The following is a 25193-nucleotide window of genomic DNA, read 5'->3' as shown; positions in this document are numbered from 1 at the left end:
TGGGATCGGGCAGCGCTCGGGCGTTGACGCTCAACAGGCAGCCGCGCATGGCGATATGTCCTCACTCAGGGTGTCCACGCCCTGGTTCGACGAGACCGGCGGTGGGAGTTCCTGGCTCCCGGGGCTACCTACCCCGGTGACAGTGGCGGGACCGCGCCGGACTCGCACCGGCTTCCTCCCTTGCCGCCGTACATGGCCCCGGCAGTCCACCACGCCCCCGAACGGCAGTCAACTTGCCGTTGACCTGCGACGGGGGAGTGTGCTGAGGCCCACACGGGGGCCGGTTCGGTCACTGGCCGACCCGGTCAGGTCTCTCTAGACTGAAGTGGAGAATCCGGCGAGCGGTAGGGCGAGTGGCGGAGGGCGTTTACGGCCCGTTCCGCGGGGGGCCTGTGCGGCTGTGTGTGGCGACGCTACGTTTGCCGGCATCCGCAGACACCTTCGAGGCGCTGACTCGCGAGTCGAGGAGGTCGGTGTGGTCGACGGGGGACCGTCCGAGAGTGCGTGGCGGATCAGCACCCATTCGTTGAACGGTGACACCTGCGTAGGGGTTGCCGTCGTCTCGGGAGGAGTACTGGTCCGCGACACGAAGGATCCGACGGGCTCCGCACTCATCCGTCTCCGGCAGGGCCCCTGGCAGTTGTTTCTCGTGGGGCTCAGATCCCGCCCCCTCGGCAACGGCGAGCGGATGTGACCGACTTGGGAGGGGAGCGAGATGTGGAGCGACAGCGGACGCCGGAGGACACACCGTACTGACGGGCTTGTCCTCGCGAGGTACTGCGTGATGTGCGGTCTGGTGGCGAGCGTGGCGGGAGCGGCCAGTTCGCTTCTGGCGGACGGCACCAGGAACAAGTTGATCGTCTGGGGAGTGGTGGCGCTGACTGTTGCCCTGGCCGGTGGTGTGGGCTGGGGATACGGCCTTGATCCGGTCCGCCGCCTCGTGCACTTCACTCCTGCCCGCCCCGGCCCGGGCGCCGCAGGAAGCGGCCGAGAGCGACACCGACCGCGCTGAGGGCACTTGTGGCGGCCAGTCCGAGAGCGATTGCCACCGGCCTCGGTATCGACAGGTGGATGCCGCGAGCCGCATAGCAGAGAAAGCTCAGCGAGAGTATGACCGCGACCATGCACAGTGTCGCAGCGGAGAAGCGCTGGATCGCGGTTCTGGAGAACGCCTGGTCCTCCGCGATGCGCTGACTGCTCTCGGCATCACGGATGGCCTTGAAGTTCTCGGTCTTCGGATCGTGGTCGGTGACGCGGTCGAGTAACTCGTTGTCCGACAGCGAATCGATGCGCTGTGGCTCCTCAAGAGGCACATCGGCCTCTGCCGTCGGTTCGAAGCGTTCACGTCCCCGGGACCGCATTGATGCAGTAAGTCGTTCGGTAAGCCGCCCCATCGCCCCTCCCGTAGGGCTCATGGCCTAACTGGTGCCGAAGTCCCGAGCCGCGTCGTCGATCAGGGCGACGGCGTCGTCCCCCTTGAGTGCCATGTCGGTGAGCAGGGCGAAGCACTCCTGGTACCGGGCGATGAGTTCGTGGTCGTCCCGGACGGCGATCTGCCCCGTCGCGTGCTCCAGCCACAGCAGGTCGTCGTCGTCCTTGAAGCCGAGCAGGATGAAGCTGCCGAGCGTCGAGTAGTGGGCGCCCGCGCTGAAGGGCAGCACCTGGATGGTCACCCGAGGGTGCTCCGTCATCTTCTTGATGTGCTGCAGCTGACGGCGCATCACGGCGGGTGTGCCGATCCGGCGGCGCAGGGCCGCCTCGTCGACCACGAACGTCAGCTCGGGGGAGTCGTCGCCCTCGAAGAGCCGGTCCTGGCGGGCCGTGCGCAGTTCCACCACGCGGCGCACGCGTTCCTGCGGGGCCTGCGGGGCGAGCAGCGCCTCCGCGTAGTCCTCGGTGTGAAGGAAGCCCGGGACGACGATGGCGTGATACGTGCGTACGGTGTCCGCGGCGCTCTCGTACCCCAGGTACTGAGTGAACGCCGGGTTCAGTACGTCGGCGAAGGGCGTCCACCAACTCTGCCCCTTGGAGCCACGGGCCGCCGCTTCCAGTTCGGCGATGAGCTGAGCGTCCGTCACCCCGTACCCGGTGAGCAGGGCCCGCAGGTCGGTGACCGAGAGACTGACCGTGCCGGCCTCGATACGGATGATCTTGGAGAGCGACCACTCCAGAGCGTCGGCTGCCTCACGTTGAGTCAACTCGGCCTTCTCCCGCGCTCTGCGCAGCTCGATGCGCAGTTTGCGGCGGTTCAGGCTCGGATCCAATGAGCGGGGCATCCTGCTCTCGTTTCTTCGCGTCTAGGCCGATGTGTGGGCTGGCGGAACGCTGGGATCGATTCGACGATACCAGGTGGATGTGCTCGATTCGACACATGTCACTTCGACATTTTTCACCGATGCGGCGATCCGATCGTGGCGGTCGGCCATGTCTGATCCGGACATGCGAAAGGGGCGGGGAAGCGTCGATGTGTGCTTCCCCGCCCCGCGGAACGGTGTGGAGTGGTGGTACGGCCGAGGGCTCAGCCCTTCGCCATGATCAGGTTGATGCCGTACGCCACCGCCGCCGCGCACCCCGCGAAGCAGACGTACGCGCCGGTGGCCGCGAGGGTCGCGGAGTTGCCCTGGGCCGCCGCGCGCTCGCGGTGGGAGAGGCCCATGACGCCGAGGGTGAACAGGGCGACGAGACCCACGGTGACCGCGAGGCTGACGCCGAAGACGGAGGCCAGGGCCGACCAGTCGATGCTCATGCTGGTGATTCCTTCGTTACCGGTGCGCGGGGCTCAGACGGCGGCCGGCGGGGTGGCCGGGGCCGCGGTGGGGGCGGGGATCGTGGCCGTCAGGTCCTCGGCGACCGTGCCCGCGGGCGGCGGCGTCACGGCCGCGATCGCCGTGGTGACCACGCCGGCCGGCTCCTCCGTGTCGACGACGTTCGACGCGTCGACGACCTCGCGGCGGGAGATCTTCCAGATCGCGGCGCTGGAGGCGATGAGGAAGACGGCGACGACCGCAGTGCCCCAGTCGCCGAGGTCGGTGACCGACTCGGCCAGCGCGCCCACCAGGGCGGCCGCCGGGAGCGTCAGGCCCCACGCCACGAACATCCGGGTCGCCGTGGACCAGCGGACCACACCGCCCTTGCGGCCCAGGCCCGCGCCCATCACCGAACCGGAGACGGAGTGCGTGGTGGAGAGGGAGAAGCCGAGGTGCGAGGAGGCCAGGATGACCGTCGCCGCGCTGGTCTGGGCGGCGAAGCCCTGCTGCGGCTGGAGGTCGGTCAGGCCCTTGCCCATGGTGCGGATGATGCGCCAGCCGCCGAGGTAGGTGCCGAGCGCGATGGCCAGGCCCGCGGAGAGGATGACCCAGGTGGGCGGGTCGGAGTCGGGGGCGACGGCGCCGCCGGCGACCAGGGCGAGGGTGATGATGCCCATCGTCTTCTGCGCGTCGTTGGTGCCGTGCGCGAGGGAGACCAGGCCCGCCGAGGCGATCTGGCCCGCGCGGTAGCCCTTCGCCGCTGCCTTGCCGTCGGCCTTCCTGCCGAGGGTGTAGGAGAGGCGGGTCGCCAGCATCGCGGCGACGCCCGCCACGATCGGGGCGGCGAGCGCCGGGATCAGGACCTTGGTGACCAGTACGTCACCGTGGACCGCGCCCATGCCCGCCGAGGCGATGGTGGCGCCGATCAGACCGCCCATCAGGGCGTGCGAGGAGCTGGAGGGCAGGCCCACCAGCCAGGTCACCAGGTTCCAGAGGATCGCGCCCACCAGGGCGGCGAATATGACCTCGGGACGTATGCCGGTCTCGTCGACGAGACCCTTGGAGATCGTGTTGGCGACCTCCACGGAGAGGAAGGCACCCACAAGGTTGAGCACGGCGGACATGGCCACCGCGACCTTGGGCTTGAGCGCACCGGTCGAGATGGTCGTGGCCATCGCGTTGGCGGTGTCGTGGAAACCGTTCGTGAAATCAAACGCGAGTGCGGTCACCACCACAATCGCGAGGATCAGCGAGAAGTTTTCCATTTACCCAGGCAATCGTTCGAGGTCATTGGCCGGATGAACGTACGTAACCTGGGTAAACGGAAGGTGAACTGGGGTGGGCTTCGTGGTGTCCGAAGTGGGCCGGAAGGCTCAGTAGCCCCGTGCGAACTTCCTCAGCTGGCTCAGGGACCCGTTGAAGAGATTCTGGTCACCCGGCAGGCTCCCGCTGTTGTCGTACTGCCAGAAGGTCCAGAACGACCAGCCGGCCGGCAGTGCCCCCGCGTCCGCCGAGTCGTGCCGCGCGATCCACAGCGCGTGGTTGGCGGCGAAGGCGCGGCTGCCGCCGGTGCACGTGTTCCACCAGTGGGCGGTCGTGTAGATCACCGGGCGGCGGCCGGTGAGCCGCTTCACCTCGTTGCTGAACGAGGTGATCCAGTTGACCATGCCGGCCTTGCTGACCCCGTAGCACTTGTGTTTCTTGTCGTACGGGTTGTACTCGATGTCGAGCGCGGGCGGCAGCGTCCAGCCGTCCGCGGTCCAGGCCCCGCCGTTGTGCACGAAGTACGCCGCCTGCGTCCGGCCCGACGACTTGTTCGGCAGGGCGAAGTGGTAGGCGCCGCGGACGATGCCGGCGTTGCGGGCGCCGTTGTACTGCTGGCCGAAGTAGGGGTTCTTGTAGTTCGTGGACTCGGTCGCCTTGATGTAGACGAACTTCGCGCCCTTGGCCTTCGCCTTGGACCAGTCGACGTTCTTCTGGTGCGAGGAGACGTCGTGTCCCTTCGGCAGGCTCGCCGCCGAGGCCGGCAGCTCGGCGAGGACGGTCCCCCCGGCGGTGAGCGCCGCGACGGCGACGGCGATCACGCGCGTGCGGCGGCGTAACGGTTTGCGATCACGGGCCATGTTTCCCCCCGGAATGGCGACGTGCACGAGAAATCACGGGGAGATTACTGGAAGATCGCCGAATGCTCGCTGATCTCCGGCCAAGCATGAGAAGAGGGTGATATGTCAGCTGATGTCCTCTGCCGGAAGTGTGCCCTCCGCCCTAAAGTGCGCCCGCCCCACGGCGACTTGGGGGCGCCCCTGGCAGGATCGCGGCATGGCTGAGCAGCGGCGGGACCAGCGGGACGGGCGGGATGCCGGGGAGGGCGCACAGGATGTGCCCGAGGGGTGGGGGAGGGGTGCGCTCCCCGAGGAGGCGCGCGCCTGGGAGGTGCTCGTCGCGACCGCCCGCCGCACCGTGTCCGACGGGCTGGTCGTCGGCACCTCCGGCAACGTCTCCGTGCGCGTCGGCGACACCGTGCTGGTCACGCCCTCGGGCGTGCCGTACGACCGGCTCGCGCCGGACGACATCACGGGCGTCGGCCTCGACGGACGGCAGCTGCTCGGCACGCTGACCCCGACCAGCGAGCTGCCCATGCATCTCGCCGTGTACCGCACGACCGACGCCCGCGCGGTCGTCCACACCCACGCCGTGCACGCGACGGCCGTCTCGACCCTCGTCCCCGAGCTCCCGGCGATCCACTACATGGCCGGCGCCCTCGGCGGACCCGTCCGAGTCGCCCCTTATGCGACTTACGGCACCGACGAGTTGGCCGAGAACATGCTCCGCGCCCTCACCGACCGCACGGCCTGCCTCCTCCAGAACCACGGCACGATGGCGTATGGCACGACCCTCGACCAGGCCTACGACCGCACGGCCCAGCTGGAGTGGATGTGCCACCTGTGGCTGACGGCGACATCGGTACCGGGAATGTCCCCGCACCTGCTGTCGAGGGACCAGGTGGAGGAGGCGGGGGAGAAGCTACGGGGGTACGGGCAGCGCCGCTGAACTGCCGCCCCGGCATCCGTCGCCCGCGTCTTTGTCGTCGCCCCATCAACCATCGGCCCCGTCTTCCCGCCGCAACGGCGCTCAGCCATGACGCTCCTGCCCGGCGGTGCCCACCTTCCCCGCACCCCCGAACCCGGCCGCTTCACCCGACCCCTCCCTCCCGCTGGCCGGTCGCGCCCTCGGCCAGGACACTGGACGGGTGCGCACTGTCAAAGCGACGGCCGCCGCCGTCACCGTAGCCCTGGCCGCCGGCGCAGCCTCCGTGGCGGCCGGCCGGTTCGCGAGCGACGCCGCACTCAAGGCGCCCCCGGGCCGGCCCCTGCCCACCGAACCCCGGCTCACCGTGCACGCCACGGCCGCCGGCCAGATCGCCCTCACCCGCGACCTGGCCGCCCTGCGCCCCGGCGTGTACGGCCTCACCGGCGCCGGCACCCACGCGGTCGTCGGCCCCGTCCTCGGCGCCGCCAGCCACTCCGCCGACACCGTCGTACGCCGTCTGGAACGCGTCACGACCGGCGCCCTCGAACCCGGCGACAAGGTGTGGCTCACCCCGAACACCCACGTCGGCACCCCGCGCACCGCCCTCGGCCTCGGCCACCGGGACGTCGAGATCCTCGGCGAACTCGGCGCCCTGCCCGCCTGGTTCGTGCCCGGCCTGCGCGACACCTGGGTGATCACCGTGCACGGCCTCGGCGCGACCCGCGAACACCCCATGAACGTCATGGAGTTCCTGCACGAGCAGCGCTTCCCGGTGCTCGACCTCGCCTACCGCGGCGACCCCGGCGCCCCCCGCTCCCCGGACGGCCTGAACCACCTCGGCGAGACCGAGTGGCGCGACCTGGACGCGGCGATCCGCCACGCCGTCCAGCACGGCGCCGACGAGGTCGTCCTGTACGGCTGGTCCACCGGCGCCACCATGGCGCTGCGCGCCGCCGCCCACTCCGGGCTGCGCGAGCGCGTCTCCGGGCTGATCCTCGACTCCCCGGTGCTCAGCTGGCCCACCACCCTGCGCGCCCTGGCCTCGGCCCGCCGCACCCCGGGCGCCCTGCTGCCGCTCGCCGTAAGGGCCGCGCAGGGGAGGACGGGCCTGGAGGGAGACCGCATCTCCGAGGCGACCCATGTGACGGTCCCGACCCTGATCTTCCACGGGCCCGACGACCACCTCGCCCCCTGGGCGTACTCCCGCCGCCTTGCCGAAGCCCGCCCGAACCTCGTCGCCCTCCACACCGTCCGTGACGCCCCGCACGGCGCCATGTGGAACGCCGACCCGAAGGCGTACGAAGAGGCCCTGCGACGCTTCCTGACCCCCCTGATGTGAGCGCCCGCGGCGACGCCGGACTGGACGGTCGCCCTGATTCCGTTTAATGCCGAACCGCTGGCCTGAACCCGTCCCCGAGGCCCCCTCAAGGGCCCGGCGTTGGCCAGTCCCGTCGCCCCCCGTGACATTCCGTTTGGGTTTTCGGACCGTCAACCGGAAGACTGCACCCGTGACGTCCCGTATCCCGCGCGACTCCAGGCTTCGACTCGTCCGCCCGCGACCCCTGGCCGCCGCCCCCTCAGCTGTGAACCAGCGGCGCCCGCGCCGCGCCGCACCCCGCCCTCCGGAGGGCACACCGGCACCCGCGGAGCTGGCCAGAATGGCGCGCTCCGTACTGGCCGCCGCCGCCCGCGTCGCCCACTGGGCCGACGCCTCGCTCGGCCCGGGCCGGGACGGCGCCACCGCCGACGGCAAGGCCACCCTCTCCGACGCGACCGCCGAACGGGCCGCCGCCGACCTGGGCCTGACCGCCGCTCAGGTCCGCGCCGACTGGGACACCGCCCGGCTCGCCGGCCTCGTCGAGGTGCACGGCGACAGCGCCCGCCCCGGCTGGCGGCTGCGCGCCTGGGACCGCGACGACAGCGCCGTACTGCGCGGCTGGGTCGCCCTCTTCGACGCCTGGTCGCTCGCTCACCCCGAGCCCGCGGACCACGAGCCCGCCGCCGTCGCCGAGGTCGTCTCGGCCATGCCGCAGGTGCTCTCCTTCCTCCAGCTGTCCGCCGGGCCGGTCCCGGTCGAACAGCTCCTGGACCTCCTGGAGCAGCGGGTCACCGAACTGCGCACGGAGCGCTGCGAGATCCCGTACGGCCCCCAGCCCGAGCCCGTCGAGCAGCCCGATCCCAGCGACGTGCCGCTCGCCCCCCTCGCGCCCCTCCTCGAATGGGCCCTGCACGCCCTCGCCTCCGTCGGCGCCCTCACCTACGACGCGGCGCAGGCCACCCTCACCCCGCTCGGCAGCTGGGCGGTGTGGGTCAAGCTGGAGCAGATCTGCGTGGCCGCGCAGAGCCCGGCCGGCAACATCGAGGTCGCCGCCGAGGAGATGCTCCGCGGCTGCGCCCAGCTGCGCCCGAACGCGGCCCGCGCCGAGTACCGCGCCTGGCTCGCCGCCCGCACCGTCTCCAGCGCCGTCAGCGAGCTCATCGACGCCGCCCGCGGCGACGACGCCCTGCTGCGCGGCCTCGCCTTCGAGGCGCTCCGCGTGGTCGGCGCCCCCGCCGAGCCGGACGTCCGCGCGGTCGCCGACGAGCCCACCCTGCGGCCGTACGCCCTGCTCTGGCTGGCGGAGCACGACGGCATCGACCCGGAGGACGCCCACGAGGTGCTCACCCGGGAAGAGGCCACCTGGCTGTGGGTCGACACGGCGGCCGCGGTCACTGACCACGGCGAGGCCCCGATGCTCGTACGGCACCTGGAGTCCGCGGTGCAGCCCACCGTGCCGATGCTCCTGGACGAGGTGCGTGCCGTCGGCCACCCCCGCACCGTCCAGGTCCTGGTCGCCCTCGCCGCGGCCCACCCCGACCCCGCCCTGGCGAAGGCGGTCCGCAGGGCGGCCTTCCAGGTGCACACGGGCGGCAGCTGAGGAGTCAGCGGAAGGTGTCGCAGCGGGCCATGTCCCCGGTCCGGTACCCGGTGTAAAACCACTGCTGCCGCTGCTTCGCCGAGCCGTGCGTCCAGGTCTCCGGCGTCACCCGGCCCTGGAACCGCTCCTGGATGCGGTCGTCGCCCACGGCCGCCGCCGCGTCCAGGCCGTCGGTGATGTCGGCGGTGGTGAGGCTGGTGATGAGGGGCCGCCCGGTCGACTCGTCTTTCGTCGTGGTCGCGTGGTGCGCCCACACCCCGGCGTAGCAGTCCGCCTGCAGCTCGACCCTGACCGCGTTGCTGTTCGCGCCCGTGCGCCCGTCCTGGGAGCGGCTCAGCGTGCCCATCAGGTCCTGCACGTGATGTCCGTACTCGTGCGCGACGACATAGGCCTGCGCGAAGGCGCCGCCGCTCGCGCCGAACTTCGACCGCAGCTCGTCGAAGAAGCCGAGGTCCAGATAGACCTTGCGGTCGCCGGGGCAGTAGAAGGGCCCCACCGCGCTGGTCGCCGCACCGCACGCCGTACCGACCTGCCGGCTGAAGAAGACCGTGGGCGAGCGCGAGTAGCTGCCGCTGCGGCGCGCGAACTCCTGGTCCCAGTAGTCCTGCACGCTGTTGACCACCGCCACCATCCGGCAGTCGTCCTTCGTGTTCGCGTCCTGTCCGGTACGGCAGGCCTGCTGGACCTGCGCCGGCGAGGAGGCCGTCGCCGCGGACTCGTCCGAGCCGGAGGAGAGGCCCAGCTGGTCCGGCCCAACGCCGAAGAGCAGCCCCAGGACCAGCGCGATCAGCGCGGCGACCCCACCGCCGACGGTCGCCCTCCCGCCGGGGACCCGGCTGCCGCGCACGTCCTGGACCTCGGAGGTGTCCAGTTTGGCGTCGTCGTCGAACTGCATGCCGTCATCGTGATCCACGGCCCCGGCACCCGCACCCCGGAAAAGTCCTTGCACGCCCCCGTTAGACTTGGCCCATGGCCATTCTCCTCGCGCATTAGACGGCGGGAACGTCCTCAGCCGCCCACAACCGTCATACACACGCCCTGGAGTCTGTCCGTGATCTCCGCCACCGGTATCGAGCTGCGCGCCGGCGCCCGAGTCCTCATCGAGTCCGCCAACTTCCGTGTCGCCAAGGGCGACCGCATCGGCCTGGTCGGCCGTAACGGCGCGGGCAAGACCACGCTCACCAAGTGCCTCGCCGGCGAGGGCATCCCCGCCGCCGGCACCATCACCCGCTCCGGCGAGGTCGGCTACCTCCCCCAGGACCCCCGCACCGGCGACCTCGACGTCCTCGCCCGCGACCGCATCCTCTCCGCCCGCGGCCTCGACGTACTGATCCGCAAGATGCGCGAGAACGAACAGCGGATCGCCAACGGCCAGGGCGCGACCCGGGAGAAGGCCCTCAGGCAGTACGAGCGCCAGGAGACGGAGTTCCTCACCAAGGGCGGTTACTCCGCCGAGGCCGAGGCCGCCACCATCGCCGCCGCGCTGAACCTGCCCGACCGGGTGCTCGGCCAGCCGCTGCACACGCTCTCCGGCGGTCAGCGCCGCCGTATCGAACTGGCCCGGATCCTGTTCTCGGACGCGGACACCCTGCTCCTCGACGAGCCGACGAACCACCTCGACGCCGACTCGATCATCTGGCTGCGGGACTACCTGAAGACGTACCGCGGCGGCTTCATCGTGATCTCCCACGACGTCGACCTCGTCGAGACGGTCGTCAACAAGGTGTTCTACCTGGACGCCAACCGCGCCCAGATCGACATCTACAACATGGGCTGGAAGCTCTACCAGCAGCAGCGCGAGGCCGACGAGAAGCGCCGCAAGCGCGAGCGGCAGAACGCCGAGAAGAAGGCCGCCGCCCTGCATTCCCAGGCCGACAAGATGCGCGCCAAGGCCACCAAGACGGTCGCCGCGCAGAACATGGCCAAGCGCGCCGACAAGCTCCTCGCGGGCCTTGAGGCGGTGCGGATGCAGGACAAGGTCGCCAAGCTGCGCTTCCCCGAGCCCGCGCCCTGCGGCAAGACCCCGCTCACCGCGGAGGGCCTGTCGAAGTCGTACGGCTCGCTGGAGATCTTCACCGACGTCGACCTGGCCATCGACAAGGGCTCGCGGGTCGTCATCCTCGGTCTCAACGGTGCTGGAAAAACGACTCTGTTGAGGCTTCTCGCGGGCGTCGAGACCCCGGACACCGGCGCCGTCGTCCCCGGCCACGGCCTCAAGCTCGGCTACTACGCCCAGGAGCACGAGACCCTCGGCGCCGACCGCACCGTCCTGGAGAACATGCGCTCGGCCGCCCCCGACATGGACCTCGTCGAGGTCCGCAAGGTGCTCGGCTCCTTCCTGTTCTCCGGCGACGACGTCGACAAGCCGGCCGGCGTCCTCTCCGGCGGCGAGAAGACCCGGCTCGCCCTGGCCACCCTGGTCGTCTCCTCGGCGAACGTCCTGCTCCTCGACGAGCCGACGAACAACCTCGACCCGGCCTCCCGCGAGGAGATCCTCGGCGCGCTGCGCACCTACAAGGGCGCCGTCGTCCTGGTCACCCACGACGAGGGCGCCGTCGAGGCGCTCCAGCCGGAGCGGATCATCCTGCTCCCGGACGGCGTCGAGGACCTGTGGGGCGCCGACTACGCGGATCTCGTCGCCCTGGCTTGATCAACGGCGTATGGATCATTCGGCTTATCGGTGATCCATCATCTGTGTGAGATCTCCTCGTACCGAGGTGTGTCCTACATCCATTTCACGGCCGAGCCCTTTATCGACAAGGGCTCGGCCGTCTCGCATCCCTGACCTGGTACTTCGCGAAAGAACCCGTTCGGCGGTACGAACGCCGCATGGTGGAATTACAGGTTCCGCTTGTGGGGGCGCGCTCCTGTCGTCAAAACCCTGTCTCACGGACCTTGCCGAATGGGTGGCCATGAAGCCCGGGAGGGGTGATCATGAGGAGACCAGAGCGCACTTCCCATGAGGAGGCACGGGTGGCCGAGACTCTGAAGAAGGGCAGCCGGGTAACCGGCGCCGCGCGCGACAAGCTCGCGGCAGACCTGAAGAAGAAGTACGACTCCGGTGCGAGCATTCGGGCGCTGGCCGAGGAAACCGGCCGCTCGTATGGCTTCGTACACCGGATGCTCAGCGAGTCCGGCGTCACGCTGCGTGGGCGTGGCGGGGCGACGCGGGGCAAGAAGGCCGCAGGCTGATCGCGGGCGGCCATCGGCTTCGATGGTGGCCACCCGGTCGGTTGTCCAATCGGCCGGGTGGTTACTGTGCAGTCGCTTAGCTAGTAGTTTTGCTCTGCTGACCGCACTCATCGGAGGCTTCCATGGCCACGCCCGCGAAGGACCTCGGTCCGGTACTCGACAAGGACGGCGTACGGCTCACCGTCGACGACGCGATCGCCACGGTGACCCTGACCAACCCGGCCAAGCGCAACGCGCAGAGCCCCGCCCTGTGGCGTGCGCTCGCCGAGGCCGGGCGGGTTCTGCCGGGGTCCGTCCGCGTCGTCGTGCTGCGTGCCGAGGGGCAGTCCTTCTCGGCCGGGCTCGACCGGCAGATGTTCACGCCCGAGGGAATCGAGGGCGAGCCGACCTTCATCGACCTCGCTCGCAGCAGCGACGGTGAACTCGACGCGAGCATCGCCGGATTCCAGGAAGGCTTCACCTGGTGGCGCCGGAGCGACCTCGTGTCCATCGCCGCCGTCCAGGGGCATGCCATCGGCGCCGGCTTCCAGCTGGCGCTCTCCTGTGACCTGCGCGTCGTCGCCGACGACGTGCGGTTCGCCATGCGCGAGACCAGCCTCGGCCTGGTGCCGGACCTGACGGGCACGCACCCGCTCGTCGGGCTGCTCGGCTATGCCCGCGCGCTGGAGATCTGCATCACCGGCCGCTTCGTCCAGGCCGAGGAGGCGGTGAACACCGGCCTCGCCAACATCGCCGTCCCGGCCGACCAGCTCGACGCGGCCGTGAAGGACCTGACCGCGGCGATCCTCGCGGCGCCTCGGGACGCCGTGATCGAGACCAAGGCGCTGATCCGCGGGGCGCAGGGGCGTTCGTACGACGACCAGCGCGCCGCCGAGCGGGCCGCGCAGGCCCGGCGGCTGCGGGACCTCGCCGGTCTCGGCGAGTGACCCTTCAGCCGACGGACGTCACCAGGACCGCCACCGTCGGCTGACCCGGCAGCGCCTCCGCGACCGCGGTACGGACCCGCCGGGCCACCTCCACGGCCCGGTGGTCCGCCTCGACCGCCACCTCGACGCGCGCGTGGCGGTGCGGCAGGGCGCCCTCCTCCTGCCGTTCCTCGATCTGCACCGCGCGGCCGAGGCCACGGGTCAGCTGGGCGACCCCCGGGACCATCAGGGCCGCGGACGCCGCCCGGCGCTCGTCCTCGTCGCCCGGCTCCGCGGCGCGCGGCGGCTCGGGCGGCCGTACCGGAACCGGCTCCGGTTCCTCGTCCAGCAGAGCCGTCGCCCGCAGGTCGATCTCCGTCACCGTCAGGCCGAGCTCTTCCGCCGCGGCCGCCAGCGTCGCGCGCAGCACAGCCGCCGTCTCCGGCAGCGGTTCGGCCGCCGTGGCCGCGAACTCCGCCGCGATCCGCAGCGGCCCCGGCGGCAGAGCGCTCGGCGGTGGTGGTACGACGGGGTCGTGCGCGTCCTCCGGGTCGGCCAGGGAGATGCGGAGCGCGTCGAGGCGCGGCCCGCGCAGCTCCTCGCAGGCGCGCCGGAGCACCGTCTCGGCCGCCTCCTCCGTGATCCACGCGCCGTCGTGCGCGCCGCCCAGCGGCAGCAGTCTGCCGAGCCCCAGCCGATGCCGCACCGCCGCGTAGGTCCATTGCTCAGCCGTCATTCCTCCAGCCTGCCGCATCCCCGGCGCGCCGGAGGGCAACCCCACTTACGGTGGTTCAAGGACGACGAACCGGAAGGGACGTACGGCGATGACCGATATGACGGAACAGAACCGGACGAGGGCCCCCGGAGGCGAGAAGGAGGTTCCCGACGCACCCGCCACCCGCAAGGCACAGGTGACCCGGCGCGGCGGAGGCGACCCCGGCACCCGGGGCCGCACGACCATCGCCGACGGGGTCGTGGAGAAGATCGCCGGGCTGGCCGCACGGGACGTGCTCGGCGTGCACGCCCTCGGCAGCGGACTCAGCCGCACCTTCGGAGCGGTGCGCGACCGCGTGCCCGGCGGATCGAAGTCCGTGACGCGCGGTGTGAAGGCCGAGGTCGGCGAGGTGCAGACGGCGCTCGACCTGGAGGTCGTGGTCGACTACGGCGTCTCGATCGCCGACGTGGCCCGGGCCGTGCGCGAGAACGTGATCGCGGCCGTGGAGCGCATGACCGGCCTCGAGGTCGTCGAGGTCAACATCGCCGTGAGCGATGTGAAGCTGCCGGAGGAAGAGGACGAGGAGCCGGAGCCCCGGATCCAGTGACCGGCCGGCGAGCGGACAACCGTGAGGGGAGCGCACGATGAACATGGCCGTGGTCGGCATGATCGCCGGAATGGCCCTGGGCTTCGCCGGCTACTTCGGCGGCTTCGGGGCCTTCCTGCTGGTGGCCGCCCTGGGCGCCATCGGCTTCGTCGTCGGCCGGTTCCTGGAGGGGGACCTGGACCTCGGCGACTTCTTCCGTACGCGTGACGACCGTCGGCGGTGACATCGGTGAGCGAGGGGGTCGGTGAGCTGCGCAGACCCCTGGCCGGCGTCGCGCCCGGCGAGCGCGGCGCCACCAGGATCGCCGACCGGGTCGTCGCGAAGATCGCCGGCCAGGCGGCCCGCGAGCGGCTCGCCGACCAGTCCGCGGACACCGCACGCCCCCAGGCCACCGTGGTCGTCCACCACGACACCGTGCACGTCCGCCTCCATCTCGAACTCGACTACCCCTGCGACATCGGCGCCCGCTGCGCCGATGTGCGTCGACATGTCGCTTTGCGGGTACGCGCGTTGGTGGGCATGGAGGTGCCGGAGGTCGCCGTCCACGTGGAGCGGCTGCATCTGATCCCGGCGCACGGCGCGGCACACCGGAGGACGCGATGAGCGAGTCCCAGGGCTCCGAGGGCACCACACAGCGGCTGCCGGTCGTCGAACGGCAGGCACCCGCAGAGGAACCACCCGTACGGGAACCCACGTACGAACCGGCCTACGGGCCGCCGCCGGCCGGGCAGGACGGCGACCAGGGCCGCTTCTGGTCCGCGCGCCGCGTCCCCGCGGCCGTCGTGGCGGTCCTGCTGCTCGCCGTCGCGGGCACCTTCCTGTACGACATCGCGGCCGTACGGGCGAACCGGCCCGCGATGAAGTGGCGCCGTGAACTCGCCCACCAGCTCGCCGAACGGCCCCTGGACGACACCTGGGTGCTGGTCGGCGCGGGCGTCGCCGTCGTCCTCGGCGTCTGGCTGATCGTCCTCGCCACGACGCCCGGACTGCGCTCCGTCCTGCCGATGCGCCGCACCCAGATCGACGTACGCGCCGGTCTGTACCGGGAAGCCGCCGCGCTGGTACTGCGCGACCGCGCCATGGAGGTCGCCGGCGTCCAGTCGGTACGGGTCCGGATGCGCCGCTCCCGCGCCGACGTGTACGCCGCCTCGCACTTCCGCGAGGTGGACGACGTACGCGCCGACCTGAACGCCACCCTGACCGACGCGATCAGGGGACTGGGGCTGGCCCGGGAGCCCGCGCTGACGGTCCATGTACGGCGTCCCGGACGGAAGGGGTGACGGCGATGCTGAGGATCGTCAACCGCGTACTGATCGGCTTCGTGGGCCTCGTACTCCTGCTCCTGGGCGGTGCCGTCCTCGCCGTCGGCCTCGGCGCGAACCCGCCGTCCTGGTGGATCCACGACGGCCGTCACGACGTCCTGCTCAGCGACGCCGAGCGCACGCGCTGGCAGGACCACGGCTGGTGGTGGCCGGCGGTCATCGCCGCGCTGGCGGTCCTGGTCCTCGTCGCCCTGTGGTGGCTGACGGCCAACCTGCGCCGGCGCCGGCTGGCCGAGGTGCTGGTCGACACCGGCGACGGCGAGGGCGCGCTGCTGCGCGGCCGGGCCCTGGAGGGCGTACTGGCAAGCGAGGCAGGCGACTTGGACGGCGTGGCCCAGGCGAGCGTCCACCTGACCGGCCGCCGCACGGCCCCCGAGACCCGCGTGCAGCTGCTGCTGGAACCGCACGTGGACCCGGGGACGGCCCTGCAACACCTCACGTCCGAGGCTTTGATGCACGCCAGGAATTCGGCGGGCCTCGCGGCGCTCCCGGCGGAGGTCCGCATGAAGGCCGTCAAACACCGTGCGGAAAGGGTCAGTTGAACTTCAGAATCCGTGCCGCATTCCGCCGTCCACGGGGAGCATGATCCCGGTCAGGTAGGAGGCGGCCGGAGACATGAGAAAGGCCGCCGCACGCCCGAACTCCTCCGGAGTCCCGTAACGCCTCAGCGGAATACGGGACTCGTGCGCGGCACGCGTCGCCTCCGGGTCGGCGGACATTCCGTCCAGCTCCCGCACGCGGTCCGTGTCGATGCGCGAGGGAAGCAGGCCCACGACCCGGATTCCCCGCGGCCCCAGCTCGTCCGCAAGGGACTTGGCGAATCCGGCGAGCCCCGGCCGCAGCCCGTTCGAGATCGTCAGCCCCGGAATCGGCTCGTGCACCGAAGCCGACAGCACGAACCCGATGACACCCCCGGCCTCCAACTCGGCGGCAGCCGCGCGCGCGAGCCGGACGGCCCCCAGGAACACCGAGTCGAACGCGGCCTGCCACTGCTCGTCCGTGTTGTCGGCGACGAACCCCGGCGCGGGCCCGCCCACGCTCACGAGAATCCCGTCGAACCCGCCGAACCGCTCACGCGCCGCCGCGATCAGCCGTGCCGGCGCGTCCGCGTCCGCGTTGTCGACGGCCACCCCCGCCGCGTTCGGCCCCAACTCCGCCGCCGCGTCGGCGACCCGCTTCTCGTCCCGCCCGGTGACGACCACCTTCGCGCCGTCGGCGACCAGCTCACGCGCGGCGGCGTTGCCGAGGCCACGGGTGGCCCCGGTGACGACGTACACCCGGTCCTTCAGTCCAAGATCCATGGTCTCTATCCTGCCCCCTCGTCCCCGAACAGGGCGAGAGCGGTGTTCACCAGTCCGATGTGGCTGAACGCCTGCGGGAAGTTGCCGAGCTGGCGGCCCTGCACGGGGTCGTACTCCTCGGAGAGCAGCCCCACGTCGTTGGCTAGCCCCAGCAGCCGTTCGAACAGCTCCCGGGCCTCCTTGCGCCGGCCCGTCATGTGCAGGGCGTCCGCGAGCCAGAACGAGCAGACCAGGAAGGTGCCCTCCTCGCCGGGCAGTCCGTCGACCGTGGTGCCGTCGGTGCTGTAGCGGCGCAGGAAGCCGCCGTGGTCCAGCTCCGCGCGGATCGCGTCGACCGTGCCGACGACCCGCGGATCGTCCGGCGGCAGGAAGCCGACGCGCGGGATGAGCAGCAGCGCGGCGTCGAGTTCCCGGGAGCCGTAGGACTGCACGAAGGTGTTCCGCCCGGCGTCGAAGCCCTTGTCGCACACCTCGCGGTGCACCTCGTCCCGCAGCTCCCGCCAGCCGTCGAGGTCGCCCGGCAGCTTCGGGTGCTGCTCCAGCGTGCGCACGGCCCGGTCGGCGGCCACCCACACCATCACCTTCGAGTGCACGAAGTGCCGCCGCCCGCCCCGCACCTCCCACAGCCCCTCGTCCGGCTGCCGCCACTGCGACCGCAGCCACTCGACCAGCGAGCACTGGATCGCCCACATGTGCGGCTTCGTGGACAGGCCAGAACTGCGGGCCAGGAACAGCGAGTCCATCACCTCGCCGTACACGTCCAGCTGCAGCTGGTCCACGGCCCCGTTCCCGATCCGTACGGGCGCCGACTCGGCGAACCCCCTCAGCCACGGCAGCTCCACCTCGGGCAGCCGCCGCTCGCCCGCGAGGCCGTACATGATCTGCAGGTCGGCCGGGTCGCCCGCGACCGCGCGCAGCAGCCAGTTCCGCCAGGCCTCGGCCTCCTCCCGGTAGCCCGCCGAGAGGCCCGCGTTCAGGGTGAGGGTGGAGTCGCGCAGCCAGCAGTAGCGGTAGTCCCAGTTGCGGACGCCGCCCAGCTCCTCGGGGAGCGAGGTGGTGGGAGCGGCGACGATGCCGCCGGTGGGCCGGTAGGTGAGGGCCTTGAGGGTGATCAGGGAGCGCACGACGGCGTCGCGGTACGGGCCGTCGTAGCGGCAGCGCTTCGACCACTTCTCCCAGTCGCGGACGCTGGTGCGCAGCGCCTTGTACGGGTCCAGGAGCTTCGGGCGCGGCTCGTGCGAGGGGTGCCAGGTGAGGACGAACGCGACCTTCTCGCCCTCCTCGACCGTGAACTCCGAGTGCGTGCCGAAGTCCTTGCCCCAGGTGTGCACCTCGGGCTCGCTGCGCAGCCAGACCGAGTCGGGCCCGGCGACGGCCACCCGGTGCCCGCCGGACCTGCGCACCCAGGGCACGATCGAGCCGTAGTCGAAGCGCAGCCGCAGCGTGCTGCGGACGGTCACCCGGCCCGCCAGGCACTCGACGATGCGCACGACGTCGGGGGCGCGCTCACGCTGCGGCATCAGGTCGGTGACCCGCACGGTGCCCTCGGCGGTCTCCCACTCGGTGTCCAGGACCAGGGTGCCGGGGCGGTAGGCGCGGCGCGTGCAGGGGCCGTCGGCGTCCTTGGGGGCGATCCGCCAGTGGCCGTTCTCCTCGTCGCCGAGCAGCCGCGCGAAGCAGGCCGCCGAGTCGAACCGGGGCAGGCACAGCCAGTCGACGGACCCGTCCCTGCCGACCAGGGCGGCCGTCTGCTCGTCGCCGATGAGCGCGTAGTCCTCGATACGGGGGTGCACGGAGTTGCGGGTTCCCGGCGGGGCCACGGGGCAATCCGGCGGTGGGCCGGGTGAGTGAGGCGCCGGGGCGGCCGCGGTGGGCGGGGGCTCAGACCGCCGCGGGTTCCCCGGTCTCGGCCGCCTGCTCCTCGGCCGCCTTCTCCGCCCGGTCCCGGCGCTCGCGCCGCACCAGCACCCACCAGCCGTACGGGACGCCCGCGGCGAACAGCCACCACTGGATCATGTAGGCGTAGTTGAGCGGCGCGTCCTCCTTGCCCGGGTCGGAGATCTGCTCCGGGGTGTCGCCCTTGGGCTCGGGTGCCGTCTGCTGGAGGTAGCCGCCGAGCACCTCGGCGTGCAGCCGCCGGGCCTGCTCCTCGCTGTTGATCAGCATGATCTGCCGGTCGGGCAGGCCCTTGAGGTCCTTGATGCCGCTCGCCGCGGTCGTCTCGTCCGGCATCAGCCGGCCCTGGATGGTGACCTGGCCGCTCGGCGGCGCGGGGACCTTCGGGAACGTGGTCTGGCTCGGGCCGTCGGACGGGATCCAGCCGCGGTTGACCAGCACCACCTTGCCGTCCGTCAGCACGAACGGGGTCAGGACGTGGTAGCCGACCTCGTCGTCGGAGTTGGTGCGGCGGCGGACGACGACCTCGTCGTCGGTGTCGAAGTGACCTTTCGCCGTCACCGTGCGGTACCGGTCGTGGGTGGTCACCGTGTGGCCCGCCGAGGTCAGCTCCTCCACGGGCACCGGCTTGGCGTGCAGCGCGTCGGAGACCAGCTGGTTGCGGGCGCTGCGCTCCTCGTAGCGGTGCATCTGCCAGATGCCCAGCCTGATCATCGTGGGGATGAGGAGGAGGGCGACCAGCGTGAGGATCACCCACTGCCGGGTCAACAGGAAGCGGTACACCCCACGACCGTACAACTCGGGTCGCGGGGTGCTCTCGCCAGGGGTGCTCCGGGAGGGTGCTCAGACCTTGTCGACGATGCCGGCCTTCCCGGCCGCGCGGGCGCAGTGGGCACCGCAGTACCACTGGCCCTCGGCCTCGACGCCCTGTCCGATGATCTGCACCCGGCAGTGCTCGCAGATGGGTGCCATGCGATGGATCGCACAGGAGAAGCAGTCGAAGACATGAATCGCGCCCTGCGCGTGCACCTCGAAGGTCATTCCGTAGTCATTGCCGCAAACTTCGCATCTCGCCATGCGCCACAGGGTGAGCCGTCGGCGCCGCGCGGGCGAGCGGGCGGCGGGCGAGTCGCGTCGCAATCACCCGTCCGTACGGGTCACTCGTCCGCCGGCGCGACGTCCCTCAGCAGCTGTCCGAACGCCGCCTCGTCCACCACCGGCGTCCCGAACTGGCGCGCCTTGACCACCTTCGACGTGCCCGAGTCCGGGTCGTTCGTGACGAGCAGACTGGTCAGCCGGGAGATGCTGGTGGCGACATGCAGCCCCGCCTCCACCGCGCGGTCCTCCAGCAGGTCCCGCTCGACGGAGGTGTCGCCGGAGAACGCGACCCGCATGCCCTGCTTGAGCGGCCTGCCGTCCTCGTAACGCCCGGGGTTGGGGTGCGGACAGGCGGGCCGCTTGCGGGCCGGGCGCCAACTGGTCGGCCGATAGCTCCCGTAGCCGCCGGACTGGCGCGGCACCGCCCGGTCGGTCCACTCCGTCAGCGGCCGGCACTCCAGCAGCGGCAGCCGTACGTCCCTTGCCGCCGCGGCCATGAGGCTCGGCCGGAACGCCTCCGCGAGCACGCGCGCGTCGTCCAGCGCGTGGTGCGCGCGCTGCTGCACGACGCCGAAGTGGGCGGCCAGCGACTCCAGCTTGTGGTTGGGCAGCGGCAGGCCCAGCTCCTTGGAGAGCGCGATGGTGCACAGTCGCTGCCGCACCGGCGCCTCGCTCTCCGCGCGCGCGTACTCCCGCGCGATCATCTGCCAGTCGAAGACCGCGTTGTGCGCGACCAGCACCCGGCCCTCGAGCCGGGTGGCGAACTCCTCGGCGATGTCCGTGAAGAGGGGCGCGCCCTCCAGCATCTCGCTCGTCAGACCGTGGATCCACACCGGCCCCGGGTCCCGCTCCGGGTTGACCATCGTGTACCAGTGGTCCTCGACCTCGCCGCGCGCGTCCAGGCGGTAGACGGCCGCGGAGATTATCCGGTCGTCCCGGGCCAGGCCCGTGGTCTCCACGTCAACGACCGCGTACCCCTGGGGATACGCGGCCGGCCACACCATGGGGGAGGACGCTGCGGTCGTACGGTCTTCGAGCATGGTTCCTGAGGATACGGGCCGGGACTGACAGTCCCGGCCAACAGGGGCCGCGCGCACGGAATGTCCGGGCTCGCGGCTATGGACCTTTCGCGCACCTGGTGCAAGCGTGCTCCCCGCCCGACGGTTGACGGTCTGTGAGGGGCGGGACGACGGATGACACGCGTACGGTACGGCCCACGCACCGAGGCGGAGATCGGCGCCGCCCGCACGGCGAGCGCACAGCTCCCGGACATCTGGTCCACCGGGGTCGTGGCCGTGTGGGAGACCGACCCGGACGCGCTCGCCGCGGTCCTGCCGCCCCCGCTGAAACCGGCCGACCGGCCGCTCGCCCGCGTCAACATCAGCAAGGTCGACCTGCCCGGATACCCGCTGGGCGCGGGCTCGTTCGCGGTCGCCGCCCGGCACGACGACATCGACGGCTGGTATCCGCTCGTCATGCCGATGACCCATGAGCGGGCCCTCACGGGCGGCCGTGAGGTCTTCGGGGAGCCGAAGAAGCTGGGCGAGGTGACGGTGGAGCGGGACGGGCTCCTGGTCCGTGCCTCGCTGGCCCGGCACGGCATCGCCTTCGTCGAGGTGCGCGGCGCGGTGAGCGGTCAGCTGCCGCTGCCGGAGCCCGGCCGGAAGACCGACTTCTACTTCAAGTTCCTTCCCGCGGTGGACGGTTCGGGCTTCGACGCCGACCCGGTCCTCGTGCACTGCGTGCGCAACGAGAAGGTGCGCCGGCTGGAGCGCGTCACCGGGGACGTCGTCCTGCGCGAGTCCATGTACGACCCGGTGGCCGACCTCCCGGTCCTCCGGCTCCTCGACATCACCATCGGTGAGAAGACCAGCGACCAGCGCGGCAGGGTCGTCGAACGGGTCAGCGCGGAGGCCCTGCTGCCGTACATCCACCAGCGTTACGACGATCCCCTGCACGTCCACGACGGCCCTCCCGAGGGGAGCGCCTGATGGAGCTTCAGGCGGGGCAGGTCGCCGTCGTCACCGGGGCGGCGAGCGGGGTCGGGCTCGCGATGGCCCGGCGGTTCGCGGCCGAGGGGCTGAAGGTGGTCCTCGCCGACGTCGAGGAGACCGCGCTCGACAAGGCCGCCGCGGATCTGCGGGCCGAGGGCGCCGAGGTGCACGCGCGCGTGGTCGACGTCGGGGAGCGCCGGCAGGTGCTCGAACTCGCCGAGTCGGCGTACGAGACGTACGGCGCCGTCAATGTGCTCTGCAACAACGCCGGGGTCGGCTCGGGCGCCGAGGGCCGGATGTGGGAGCACGAACCGAACGACTGGAAGTGGGCCTTCTCCGTCAATGTGTGGGGCGTCTTCCACGGCATACAGGCGTTCCTTCCACACATGATCAAGTCGGGTCAACCCGGTCATGTGGTCAATACATCCTCCGGCGACGGTGGCATCGCCCCCCTGCCCACCGCCTCCGTGTACGCCGTCACCAAGGCGGCCGTCGTCACCATGACCGAGTCCCTGTACGCCCACCTCAGGGCGGAGCACGCGCGCGTGGGCGCGTCGGTGCTCTTCCCGGGCCCGCACATGCTCCGCACCGGCCTGTGGGAGTCGCACCGCAACCGGCCCGAGCGGTACGCGAAGGAGCGGCCGCGGAAGACGCCGTACCGCACCCTCGACCAGTGGGAGAGAGCGATGCGCGCGGCCGGCAAGGAGGTCGACTTCACGCCCGTCGAGGAGGTCGCGGAGCTGGTGGTGGAGGGCATCCGCGCCGACCGCTTCTGGCTGCTGCCGCCCAGTGAGCGCAGCGACGCCCAGATCCGCGCGCGGGCCCAGTCGATGCTGGACCGCACGAACCCGTCGTACCTGGAGAGTTTCATCCTCGACTGACCGCATCCTGGACCGACTTGGGGGTCGATGTGACCGACCGGGAGCCGTACCTGATCATCTCCTCCGACTGCCACGCCGGACTGCCCACCGAGGAGTACCGGCCCTATCTGGACGCGCGGTTCCACCGGGACTTCGACGAGTTCCTCGCCGGACGCGAACGGCGTCGCGAGGACATGACCCGGCTCGGCATCCGCAACGAGGCGTTCGCGACCAAGTGGTTCCACGACAACGAGGAAGGCCTGCGCGGGGGTTGGGAGACCGCGCAGCGGCTGAAGGAGCTCGACGGCGACGGGGTCGCGGCCGAGGTGGTCTTCCCGGACGCCGACGCCGTGGACAGCCAGACGGCGGCGCCCTTCGGCGTGGGCCTCGGCCTGTCCGGCGACCACGACCCGGAACTCGGCATGGCGGGCGCGCAGGCGCACAACCGCTGGCTCGCCGAGTTCGTGTCGGAGAACCCCGAACGGCACTGCGGAGTCGCCCTGCTGCCGATCACGGCCGAGGTGCCGAAGGTGGTCGCCGAGATCCACAGGGCCCGGGAATCCGGGCTCCGCGCGATCATGATCCCGTCTCTCTGGGGTGCCAAGGAGCCCTACCACGACCGGCGTTACGACCCCGTGTGGGCCGCCGCGGCCGACTGCGGGATGCCGGTGATCACGCACTCCGGATCGGCGCCGCGCCACGAGTACGGTGACCATCTGGGCATCTTCGTCAGCGAGGTGACCTGGTGGCCGGCCCGCCCGCTCTGGTTCCTCCTCTGGTCCGGCGTCTTCGAACGCCACCCCGGTCTCCGGTTCGGGGTGGCGGAGTCGGGCTGCTGGTGGCTGCCGAACCTGTTGTGGTTCATGGACCGCCTCTACCTGGGCGCGCACGGCGGCAAGAAGCTGTCGCCCTTCGCGGAGCTGAAGCGTCCGCCCAGCGAGTACCTCGACCGCCAGGTCTTCATCTGCGCGACCAACACCAAGCGCCGCGAACTCGCCCAGCGTTACGAGATCGGCGTCGACAACATCCTCTGGGGCAGCGACTTCCCGCACCCCGAGGGCACCTGGCCCGACACGCGCGCGTGGCTGCGCCGCACCTTCCACGACATCCCGGTCGCGGAGACGCGCCGCATGCTGGGCCTGGCGGCGGCCGAGGTCTTCGGCTTCGACGTCGAGAAGCTGACCCCGCTGGCCCGCCGCATCGGCCCCACCCCGGCCGACCTCGGCCAGGACGACGACCAGGAGGCGGTGGAGGCGTCCTGGGCGCGCTCGCGCGAGGTGGGCCGGCACTGGCTGACGGACCATGACTTCCCTGTGCTGGGCAACGACTCTCCTGTGTCGGGGGTGGACCGATGAGTGCTCAGGACCGCTACACGGTGATCTCGGCCGACTGCCACGCGGGAGCCGATCTCCTCGACTACAAGCCGTACTTGGAGAAGCGCTACCACGACGAGTTCGACGACTGGGCCGCCACGTACGTCAACCCGTACGAGGACCTGCTTGCCGACACGGCCGACAAGAACTGGAACTCCGAGCGCCGCCTTGCGGAGCTGGAGCAGGACGGCATCGTCGCGGAGGTCGTGTTCCCGAACACCATCCCGCCGTTCTTCCCGTCCGGCTCCCTGATGGCGCACGCCCCGGCGCCGGAGGAGTTCGAGCGGCGCTGGGCCGGGCTGCGCGCCCACAACCGCTGGCTCGCGGACTTCTGCGCCGCCGCGCCGGGCCGGCGCGCGGGCGTCTTCCAGATCCTCCTGAACGACGTCGAGGAGGCCGTCAAGGAGATCCGCCGGGCCGCCTCCGCGGGCCTCAAAGGCGGCCTGATGCTGCCCGGCACCCCGCCGGGCTCGGGCCTGCCGGAGCTCTACTCGCAGGCGTACGACCCCATCTGGGCGGTCTGCGAGGAACTCGGCGTCCCCGTCAACCACCACGCGGGCTCCGCGTCCCCGCCGCTCGGCGACGAACCGGCGGCCCGCGCGGTCTTCATGGTCGAGACGACCTGGTTCTCCCACCGCGCCCTGTGGCACCTGGTGTTCGGCGGCGCCTTCCGCCGCCACCCCGGCCTGAAGCTGGTCCTGACCGAGCAGGGCTCGGGCTGGATACCCGGGGTGCTCGACATGCTGGACTACTACCACGGCCGCCTGGTCGCCGCCGCGACGAAGGCGAGCACCGCCGAGTCCAAGTTCGGCGCGGGCCTCGCCGCGCGCATGGGCAAGCCCCCGTCCGAGGTGTGGCAGGACAACTGCTTCGTCGGCGCGAGCTTCATGCGGCCCCACGAGGTGCCGCTGCGCGACCGCATCGGCGTCGACAAGATCATGTGGGGCAGCGACTACCCGCACGACGAGGGCACGTACCCGTACACCCGCGAGGGCCTGCGCTTCGCCTACGCGGGCGTCCCGCGCGAGGAACTCACGGCGATGCTGGGCGGCAACGCGGCCCGCGTCTACGGCTTCGACCTCGACCTCCTGGACCCGATCGCGGCGAAGGTGGGCCCGACGGTGGCGGAACTCGCGGAGCCCCTGGAGGAGCCGCCGGCGGACGCGACGAGTCCGTTGTTCGCGCGGGGGGCGAGGGTGCGGGTGTGGTGACGGCGGGGGCGTCCGTGCGCGGCC

At 71.4% G+C, this 25193-nt stretch carries 28 protein-coding genes and 1 riboswitch; of the genes, 16 read left to right on the top strand and 12 right to left on the bottom strand.

Going from position 1 to position 25193, the window contains the following annotated elements; translation table 11 throughout:
• Nucleotides 1–84: 84 nt before the first annotated feature.
• Nucleotides 85–227, bottom strand: a riboswitch (cobalamin riboswitch).
• A 98-nt stretch (nt 228–325) separates the two neighbouring features.
• Nucleotides 326–694: a DUF397 domain-containing protein gene (locus ABZ848_RS44050; RefSeq protein WP_360841253.1), complete on the top strand. Its 369-nt coding sequence runs from the start codon at nt 326–328 to the stop codon at nt 692–694.
• A gap of 253 nt (nt 695–947) precedes the next feature.
• Here the strand turns inward: ABZ848_RS44050 and ABZ848_RS44045 are convergent, their stop codons facing one another.
• The 5 genes from ABZ848_RS44045 to ABZ848_RS44025 all read right to left on the bottom strand — a co-directional run bounded on the left by ABZ848_RS44045 (nt 948) and on the right by ABZ848_RS44025 (nt 4870).
• Nucleotides 948–1394 carry a hypothetical protein gene (locus ABZ848_RS44045; protein ID WP_360841251.1) on the bottom strand — a complete coding sequence of 149 codons (447 nt, stop codon included), beginning with the start codon at nt 1392–1394 and terminating at the stop codon, nt 948–950.
• 24 nt (nt 1395–1418) lie between these two features.
• Nucleotides 1419–2276 carry a helix-turn-helix transcriptional regulator gene (locus ABZ848_RS44040; RefSeq protein WP_360841249.1) on the bottom strand — a complete coding sequence of 286 codons (858 nt, stop codon included), beginning with the start codon at nt 2274–2276 and terminating at the stop codon, nt 1419–1421.
• Between the two features lie 242 nt (nt 2277–2518).
• Nucleotides 2519–2746, bottom strand: coding sequence for a hypothetical protein (locus tag ABZ848_RS44035; protein WP_360841247.1), 228 nt, complete (start codon nt 2744–2746; stop codon nt 2519–2521).
• A gap of 33 nt (nt 2747–2779) precedes the next feature.
• Nucleotides 2780–4012, bottom strand: coding sequence for an inorganic phosphate transporter (locus ABZ848_RS44030; protein WP_360841245.1), 1233 nt, complete (start codon nt 4010–4012; stop codon nt 2780–2782).
• A 108-nt stretch (nt 4013–4120) separates the two neighbouring features.
• Entirely contained in the window at nt 4121–4870 is a 750-nt protein-coding gene (locus ABZ848_RS44025) for a lysozyme (protein WP_360841244.1), read from the bottom strand.
• A 196-nt stretch (nt 4871–5066) separates the two neighbouring features.
• Here ABZ848_RS44025 and ABZ848_RS44020 point away from each other — a divergent pair, with 196 nt between their 5' ends.
• The 3 genes from ABZ848_RS44020 (at nt 5067) to ABZ848_RS44010 (ending at nt 8695) form a co-directional block, all read left to right on the top strand.
• The gene (locus ABZ848_RS44020) at nt 5067–5798 is read left to right on the top strand and encodes a class II aldolase/adducin family protein (RefSeq protein WP_360841243.1); all 732 of its coding nucleotides are present in this window, start codon (nt 5067–5069) and stop codon (nt 5796–5798) included.
• Nucleotides 5799–5997: 199 nt separating this feature from the next.
• The gene (locus ABZ848_RS44015) at nt 5998–7116 is read left to right on the top strand and encodes an alpha/beta fold hydrolase (RefSeq protein ID WP_360841242.1); all 1119 of its coding nucleotides are present in this window, start codon (nt 5998–6000) and stop codon (nt 7114–7116) included.
• A 169-nt stretch (nt 7117–7285) separates the two neighbouring features.
• Nucleotides 7286–8695 carry a hypothetical protein gene (locus ABZ848_RS44010; RefSeq protein WP_360841240.1) on the top strand — a complete coding sequence of 470 codons (1410 nt, stop codon included), beginning with the start codon at nt 7286–7288 and terminating at the stop codon, nt 8693–8695.
• Nucleotides 8696–8699: 4 nt separating this feature from the next.
• On the opposite strand, the gene ABZ848_RS44005 is transcribed toward ABZ848_RS44010, so the two are convergent.
• Entirely contained in the window at nt 8700–9590 is an 891-nt protein-coding gene (locus ABZ848_RS44005) for a neutral zinc metallopeptidase (RefSeq protein ID WP_360841238.1), read from the bottom strand.
• Between the two features lie 156 nt (nt 9591–9746).
• On the opposite strand from ABZ848_RS44005, the gene ABZ848_RS44000 reads away from it, so the two are divergent.
• The 3 genes from ABZ848_RS44000 to ABZ848_RS43990 all read left to right on the top strand — a co-directional run bounded on the left by ABZ848_RS44000 (nt 9747) and on the right by ABZ848_RS43990 (nt 12813).
• Complete coding sequence (locus ABZ848_RS44000; protein ID WP_360841236.1) at nt 9747–11345, top strand: ABC-F family ATP-binding cassette domain-containing protein; 1599 nt, start codon at nt 9747–9749, stop codon at nt 11343–11345.
• 323 nt (nt 11346–11668) lie between these two features.
• Nucleotides 11669–11887, top strand: a complete 219-nt coding sequence (locus ABZ848_RS43995; protein ID WP_019758351.1) for a helix-turn-helix domain-containing protein — start codon at nt 11669–11671, stop codon at nt 11885–11887.
• A 122-nt stretch (nt 11888–12009) separates the two neighbouring features.
• Nucleotides 12010–12813, top strand: a complete 804-nt coding sequence (locus ABZ848_RS43990; protein WP_360841234.1) for an enoyl-CoA hydratase/isomerase family protein — start codon at nt 12010–12012, stop codon at nt 12811–12813.
• 4 nt (nt 12814–12817) lie between these two features.
• Here ABZ848_RS43990 and ABZ848_RS43985 read toward each other — a convergent pair whose 3' ends face one another.
• The gene (locus ABZ848_RS43985; RefSeq protein WP_360841232.1) at nt 12818–13528 is read right to left on the bottom strand and encodes a nucleopolyhedrovirus P10 family protein; all 711 of its coding nucleotides are present in this window, start codon (nt 13526–13528) and stop codon (nt 12818–12820) included.
• Nucleotides 13529–13616: 88 nt separating this feature from the next.
• Between ABZ848_RS43985 and ABZ848_RS43980 the strand changes: the two genes are divergently transcribed.
• Genes ABZ848_RS43980 through amaP form a run of 5 tightly spaced genes read left to right on the top strand, consistent with a single transcriptional unit; the run spans nt 13617 to nt 15978 of the window.
• Complete coding sequence (locus tag ABZ848_RS43980; RefSeq protein ID WP_360841230.1) at nt 13617–14114, top strand: Asp23/Gls24 family envelope stress response protein; 498 nt, start codon at nt 13617–13619, stop codon at nt 14112–14114.
• 37 nt (nt 14115–14151) lie between these two features.
• A complete protein-coding gene (locus ABZ848_RS43975) occupies nt 14152–14337 on the top strand; it encodes a hypothetical protein (protein ID WP_360841229.1) in 186 nt (61 codons plus the stop codon).
• Entirely contained in the window at nt 14334–14717 is a 384-nt protein-coding gene (locus ABZ848_RS43970) for an Asp23/Gls24 family envelope stress response protein (protein WP_360841227.1), read from the top strand. Before ABZ848_RS43975 ends, ABZ848_RS43970 begins: the two co-directional genes overlap by 4 nt.
• Entirely contained in the window at nt 14714–15394 is a 681-nt protein-coding gene (locus ABZ848_RS43965) for a DUF6286 domain-containing protein (protein ID WP_360841226.1), read from the top strand. Before ABZ848_RS43970 ends, ABZ848_RS43965 begins: the two co-directional genes overlap by 4 nt.
• A gap of 5 nt (nt 15395–15399) precedes the next feature.
• Nucleotides 15400–15978 (top strand): alkaline shock response membrane anchor protein AmaP, encoded by a 579-nt coding sequence (gene amaP / locus ABZ848_RS43960; RefSeq protein ID WP_360841224.1) that lies wholly within the window; start codon nt 15400–15402, stop codon nt 15976–15978.
• A 3-nt stretch (nt 15979–15981) separates the two neighbouring features.
• Here amaP and ABZ848_RS43955 read toward each other — a convergent pair whose 3' ends face one another.
• The 5 genes from ABZ848_RS43955 to ABZ848_RS43935 all read right to left on the bottom strand — a co-directional run bounded on the left by ABZ848_RS43955 (nt 15982) and on the right by ABZ848_RS43935 (nt 20771).
• Nucleotides 15982–16737, bottom strand: coding sequence for an SDR family oxidoreductase (locus ABZ848_RS43955; protein WP_360841222.1), 756 nt, complete (start codon nt 16735–16737; stop codon nt 15982–15984).
• A gap of 5 nt (nt 16738–16742) precedes the next feature.
• Nucleotides 16743–18530: a glycoside hydrolase family 15 protein gene (locus ABZ848_RS43950; RefSeq protein ID WP_360841274.1), complete on the bottom strand. Its 1788-nt coding sequence runs from the start codon at nt 18528–18530 to the stop codon at nt 16743–16745.
• An 88-nt stretch (nt 18531–18618) separates the two neighbouring features.
• Nucleotides 18619–19416 carry an SURF1 family protein gene (locus tag ABZ848_RS43945; RefSeq protein ID WP_360841220.1) on the bottom strand — a complete coding sequence of 266 codons (798 nt, stop codon included), beginning with the start codon at nt 19414–19416 and terminating at the stop codon, nt 18619–18621.
• A gap of 60 nt (nt 19417–19476) precedes the next feature.
• Nucleotides 19477–19710 carry a hypothetical protein gene (locus ABZ848_RS43940; RefSeq protein ID WP_242774322.1) on the bottom strand — a complete coding sequence of 78 codons (234 nt, stop codon included), beginning with the start codon at nt 19708–19710 and terminating at the stop codon, nt 19477–19479.
• An 80-nt stretch (nt 19711–19790) separates the two neighbouring features.
• Nucleotides 19791–20771, bottom strand: a complete 981-nt coding sequence (locus tag ABZ848_RS43935; RefSeq protein WP_360841218.1) for a DEDDh family exonuclease — start codon at nt 20769–20771, stop codon at nt 19791–19793.
• Nucleotides 20772–20924: 153 nt separating this feature from the next.
• Here ABZ848_RS43935 and ABZ848_RS43930 point away from each other — a divergent pair, with 153 nt between their 5' ends.
• From ABZ848_RS43930 to ABZ848_RS43915, 4 genes are read left to right on the top strand one after another with little or no spacing between them, the layout of a single operon-like run.
• Complete coding sequence (locus ABZ848_RS43930; RefSeq protein ID WP_360841216.1) at nt 20925–21722, top strand: acetoacetate decarboxylase family protein; 798 nt, start codon at nt 20925–20927, stop codon at nt 21720–21722.
• Nucleotides 21722–22606, top strand: coding sequence for an SDR family NAD(P)-dependent oxidoreductase (locus ABZ848_RS43925; protein WP_360841215.1), 885 nt, complete (start codon nt 21722–21724; stop codon nt 22604–22606). The genes ABZ848_RS43930 and ABZ848_RS43925 overlap by 1 nt, the downstream gene beginning before the upstream one ends.
• A gap of 29 nt (nt 22607–22635) precedes the next feature.
• Complete coding sequence (locus ABZ848_RS43920; RefSeq protein ID WP_360841272.1) at nt 22636–23940, top strand: amidohydrolase family protein; 1305 nt, start codon at nt 22636–22638, stop codon at nt 23938–23940.
• Nucleotides 23937–25169, top strand: a complete 1233-nt coding sequence (locus tag ABZ848_RS43915) for an amidohydrolase family protein (protein WP_360841213.1) — start codon at nt 23937–23939, stop codon at nt 25167–25169. Before ABZ848_RS43920 ends, ABZ848_RS43915 begins: the two co-directional genes overlap by 4 nt.
• The last annotated feature ends 24 nt before the right edge of the window (nt 25170–25193 follow it).

Origin of the sequence: Streptomyces sp. NPDC047081, assembly GCF_040643775.1 — a bacterium.
In the GTDB taxonomy this organism is placed as follows: domain Bacteria; phylum Actinomycetota; class Actinomycetes; order Streptomycetales; family Streptomycetaceae; genus Streptomyces.
Note: the sequence above shows the minus strand (reverse complement) of the source record. Positions and strands in the feature narration are given on the sequence as shown.

What these genes read in the sequence shown, in the direction of transcription:
- ABZ848_RS44045 (WP_360841251.1), bottom strand. Translation starts at nt 1,394, where the DNA reads ATGGGGCGGCTTACCGAACGACTTACTGCATCAATGCGGTCCCGGGGA.
- ABZ848_RS44040 (WP_360841249.1), bottom strand. Translation starts at nt 2,276, where the DNA reads ATGCCCCGCTCATTGGATCCGAGCCTGAACCGCCGCAAACTGCGCATC.
- ABZ848_RS44035 (WP_360841247.1), bottom strand. Translation starts at nt 2,746, where the DNA reads ATGAGCATCGACTGGTCGGCCCTGGCCTCCGTCTTCGGCGTCAGCCTC.
- ABZ848_RS44030 (WP_360841245.1), bottom strand. Translation starts at nt 4,012, where the DNA reads ATGGAAAACTTCTCGCTGATCCTCGCGATTGTGGTGGTGACCGCACTC.
- ABZ848_RS44025 (WP_360841244.1), bottom strand. Translation starts at nt 4,870, where the DNA reads ATGGCCCGTGATCGCAAACCGTTACGCCGCCGCACGCGCGTGATCGCC.
- ABZ848_RS44020 (WP_360841243.1), top strand. Translation starts at nt 5,067, where the DNA reads ATGGCTGAGCAGCGGCGGGACCAGCGGGACGGGCGGGATGCCGGGGAG.
- ABZ848_RS44005 (WP_360841238.1), bottom strand. Translation starts at nt 9,590, where the DNA reads ATGCAGTTCGACGACGACGCCAAACTGGACACCTCCGAGGTCCAGGAC.
- ABZ848_RS43990 (WP_360841234.1), top strand. Translation starts at nt 12,010, where the DNA reads ATGGCCACGCCCGCGAAGGACCTCGGTCCGGTACTCGACAAGGACGGC.
- ABZ848_RS43985 (WP_360841232.1), bottom strand. Translation starts at nt 13,528, where the DNA reads ATGACGGCTGAGCAATGGACCTACGCGGCGGTGCGGCATCGGCTGGGG.
- ABZ848_RS43980 (WP_360841230.1), top strand. Translation starts at nt 13,617, where the DNA reads ATGACCGATATGACGGAACAGAACCGGACGAGGGCCCCCGGAGGCGAG.
- ABZ848_RS43975 (WP_360841229.1), top strand. Translation starts at nt 14,152, where the DNA reads ATGAACATGGCCGTGGTCGGCATGATCGCCGGAATGGCCCTGGGCTTC.
- ABZ848_RS43965 (WP_360841226.1), top strand. Translation starts at nt 14,714, where the DNA reads ATGAGCGAGTCCCAGGGCTCCGAGGGCACCACACAGCGGCTGCCGGTC.
- amaP (WP_360841224.1), top strand. Translation starts at nt 15,400, where the DNA reads ATGCTGAGGATCGTCAACCGCGTACTGATCGGCTTCGTGGGCCTCGTA.
- ABZ848_RS43955 (WP_360841222.1), bottom strand. Translation starts at nt 16,737, where the DNA reads ATGGATCTTGGACTGAAGGACCGGGTGTACGTCGTCACCGGGGCCACC.
- ABZ848_RS43940 (WP_242774322.1), bottom strand. Translation starts at nt 19,710, where the DNA reads ATGGCGAGATGCGAAGTTTGCGGCAATGACTACGGAATGACCTTCGAG.
- ABZ848_RS43935 (WP_360841218.1), bottom strand. Translation starts at nt 20,771, where the DNA reads ATGCTCGAAGACCGTACGACCGCAGCGTCCTCCCCCATGGTGTGGCCG.
- ABZ848_RS43930 (WP_360841216.1), top strand. Translation starts at nt 20,925, where the DNA reads ATGACACGCGTACGGTACGGCCCACGCACCGAGGCGGAGATCGGCGCC.
- ABZ848_RS43925 (WP_360841215.1), top strand. Translation starts at nt 21,722, where the DNA reads ATGGAGCTTCAGGCGGGGCAGGTCGCCGTCGTCACCGGGGCGGCGAGC.
- ABZ848_RS43915 (WP_360841213.1), top strand. Translation starts at nt 23,937, where the DNA reads ATGAGTGCTCAGGACCGCTACACGGTGATCTCGGCCGACTGCCACGCG.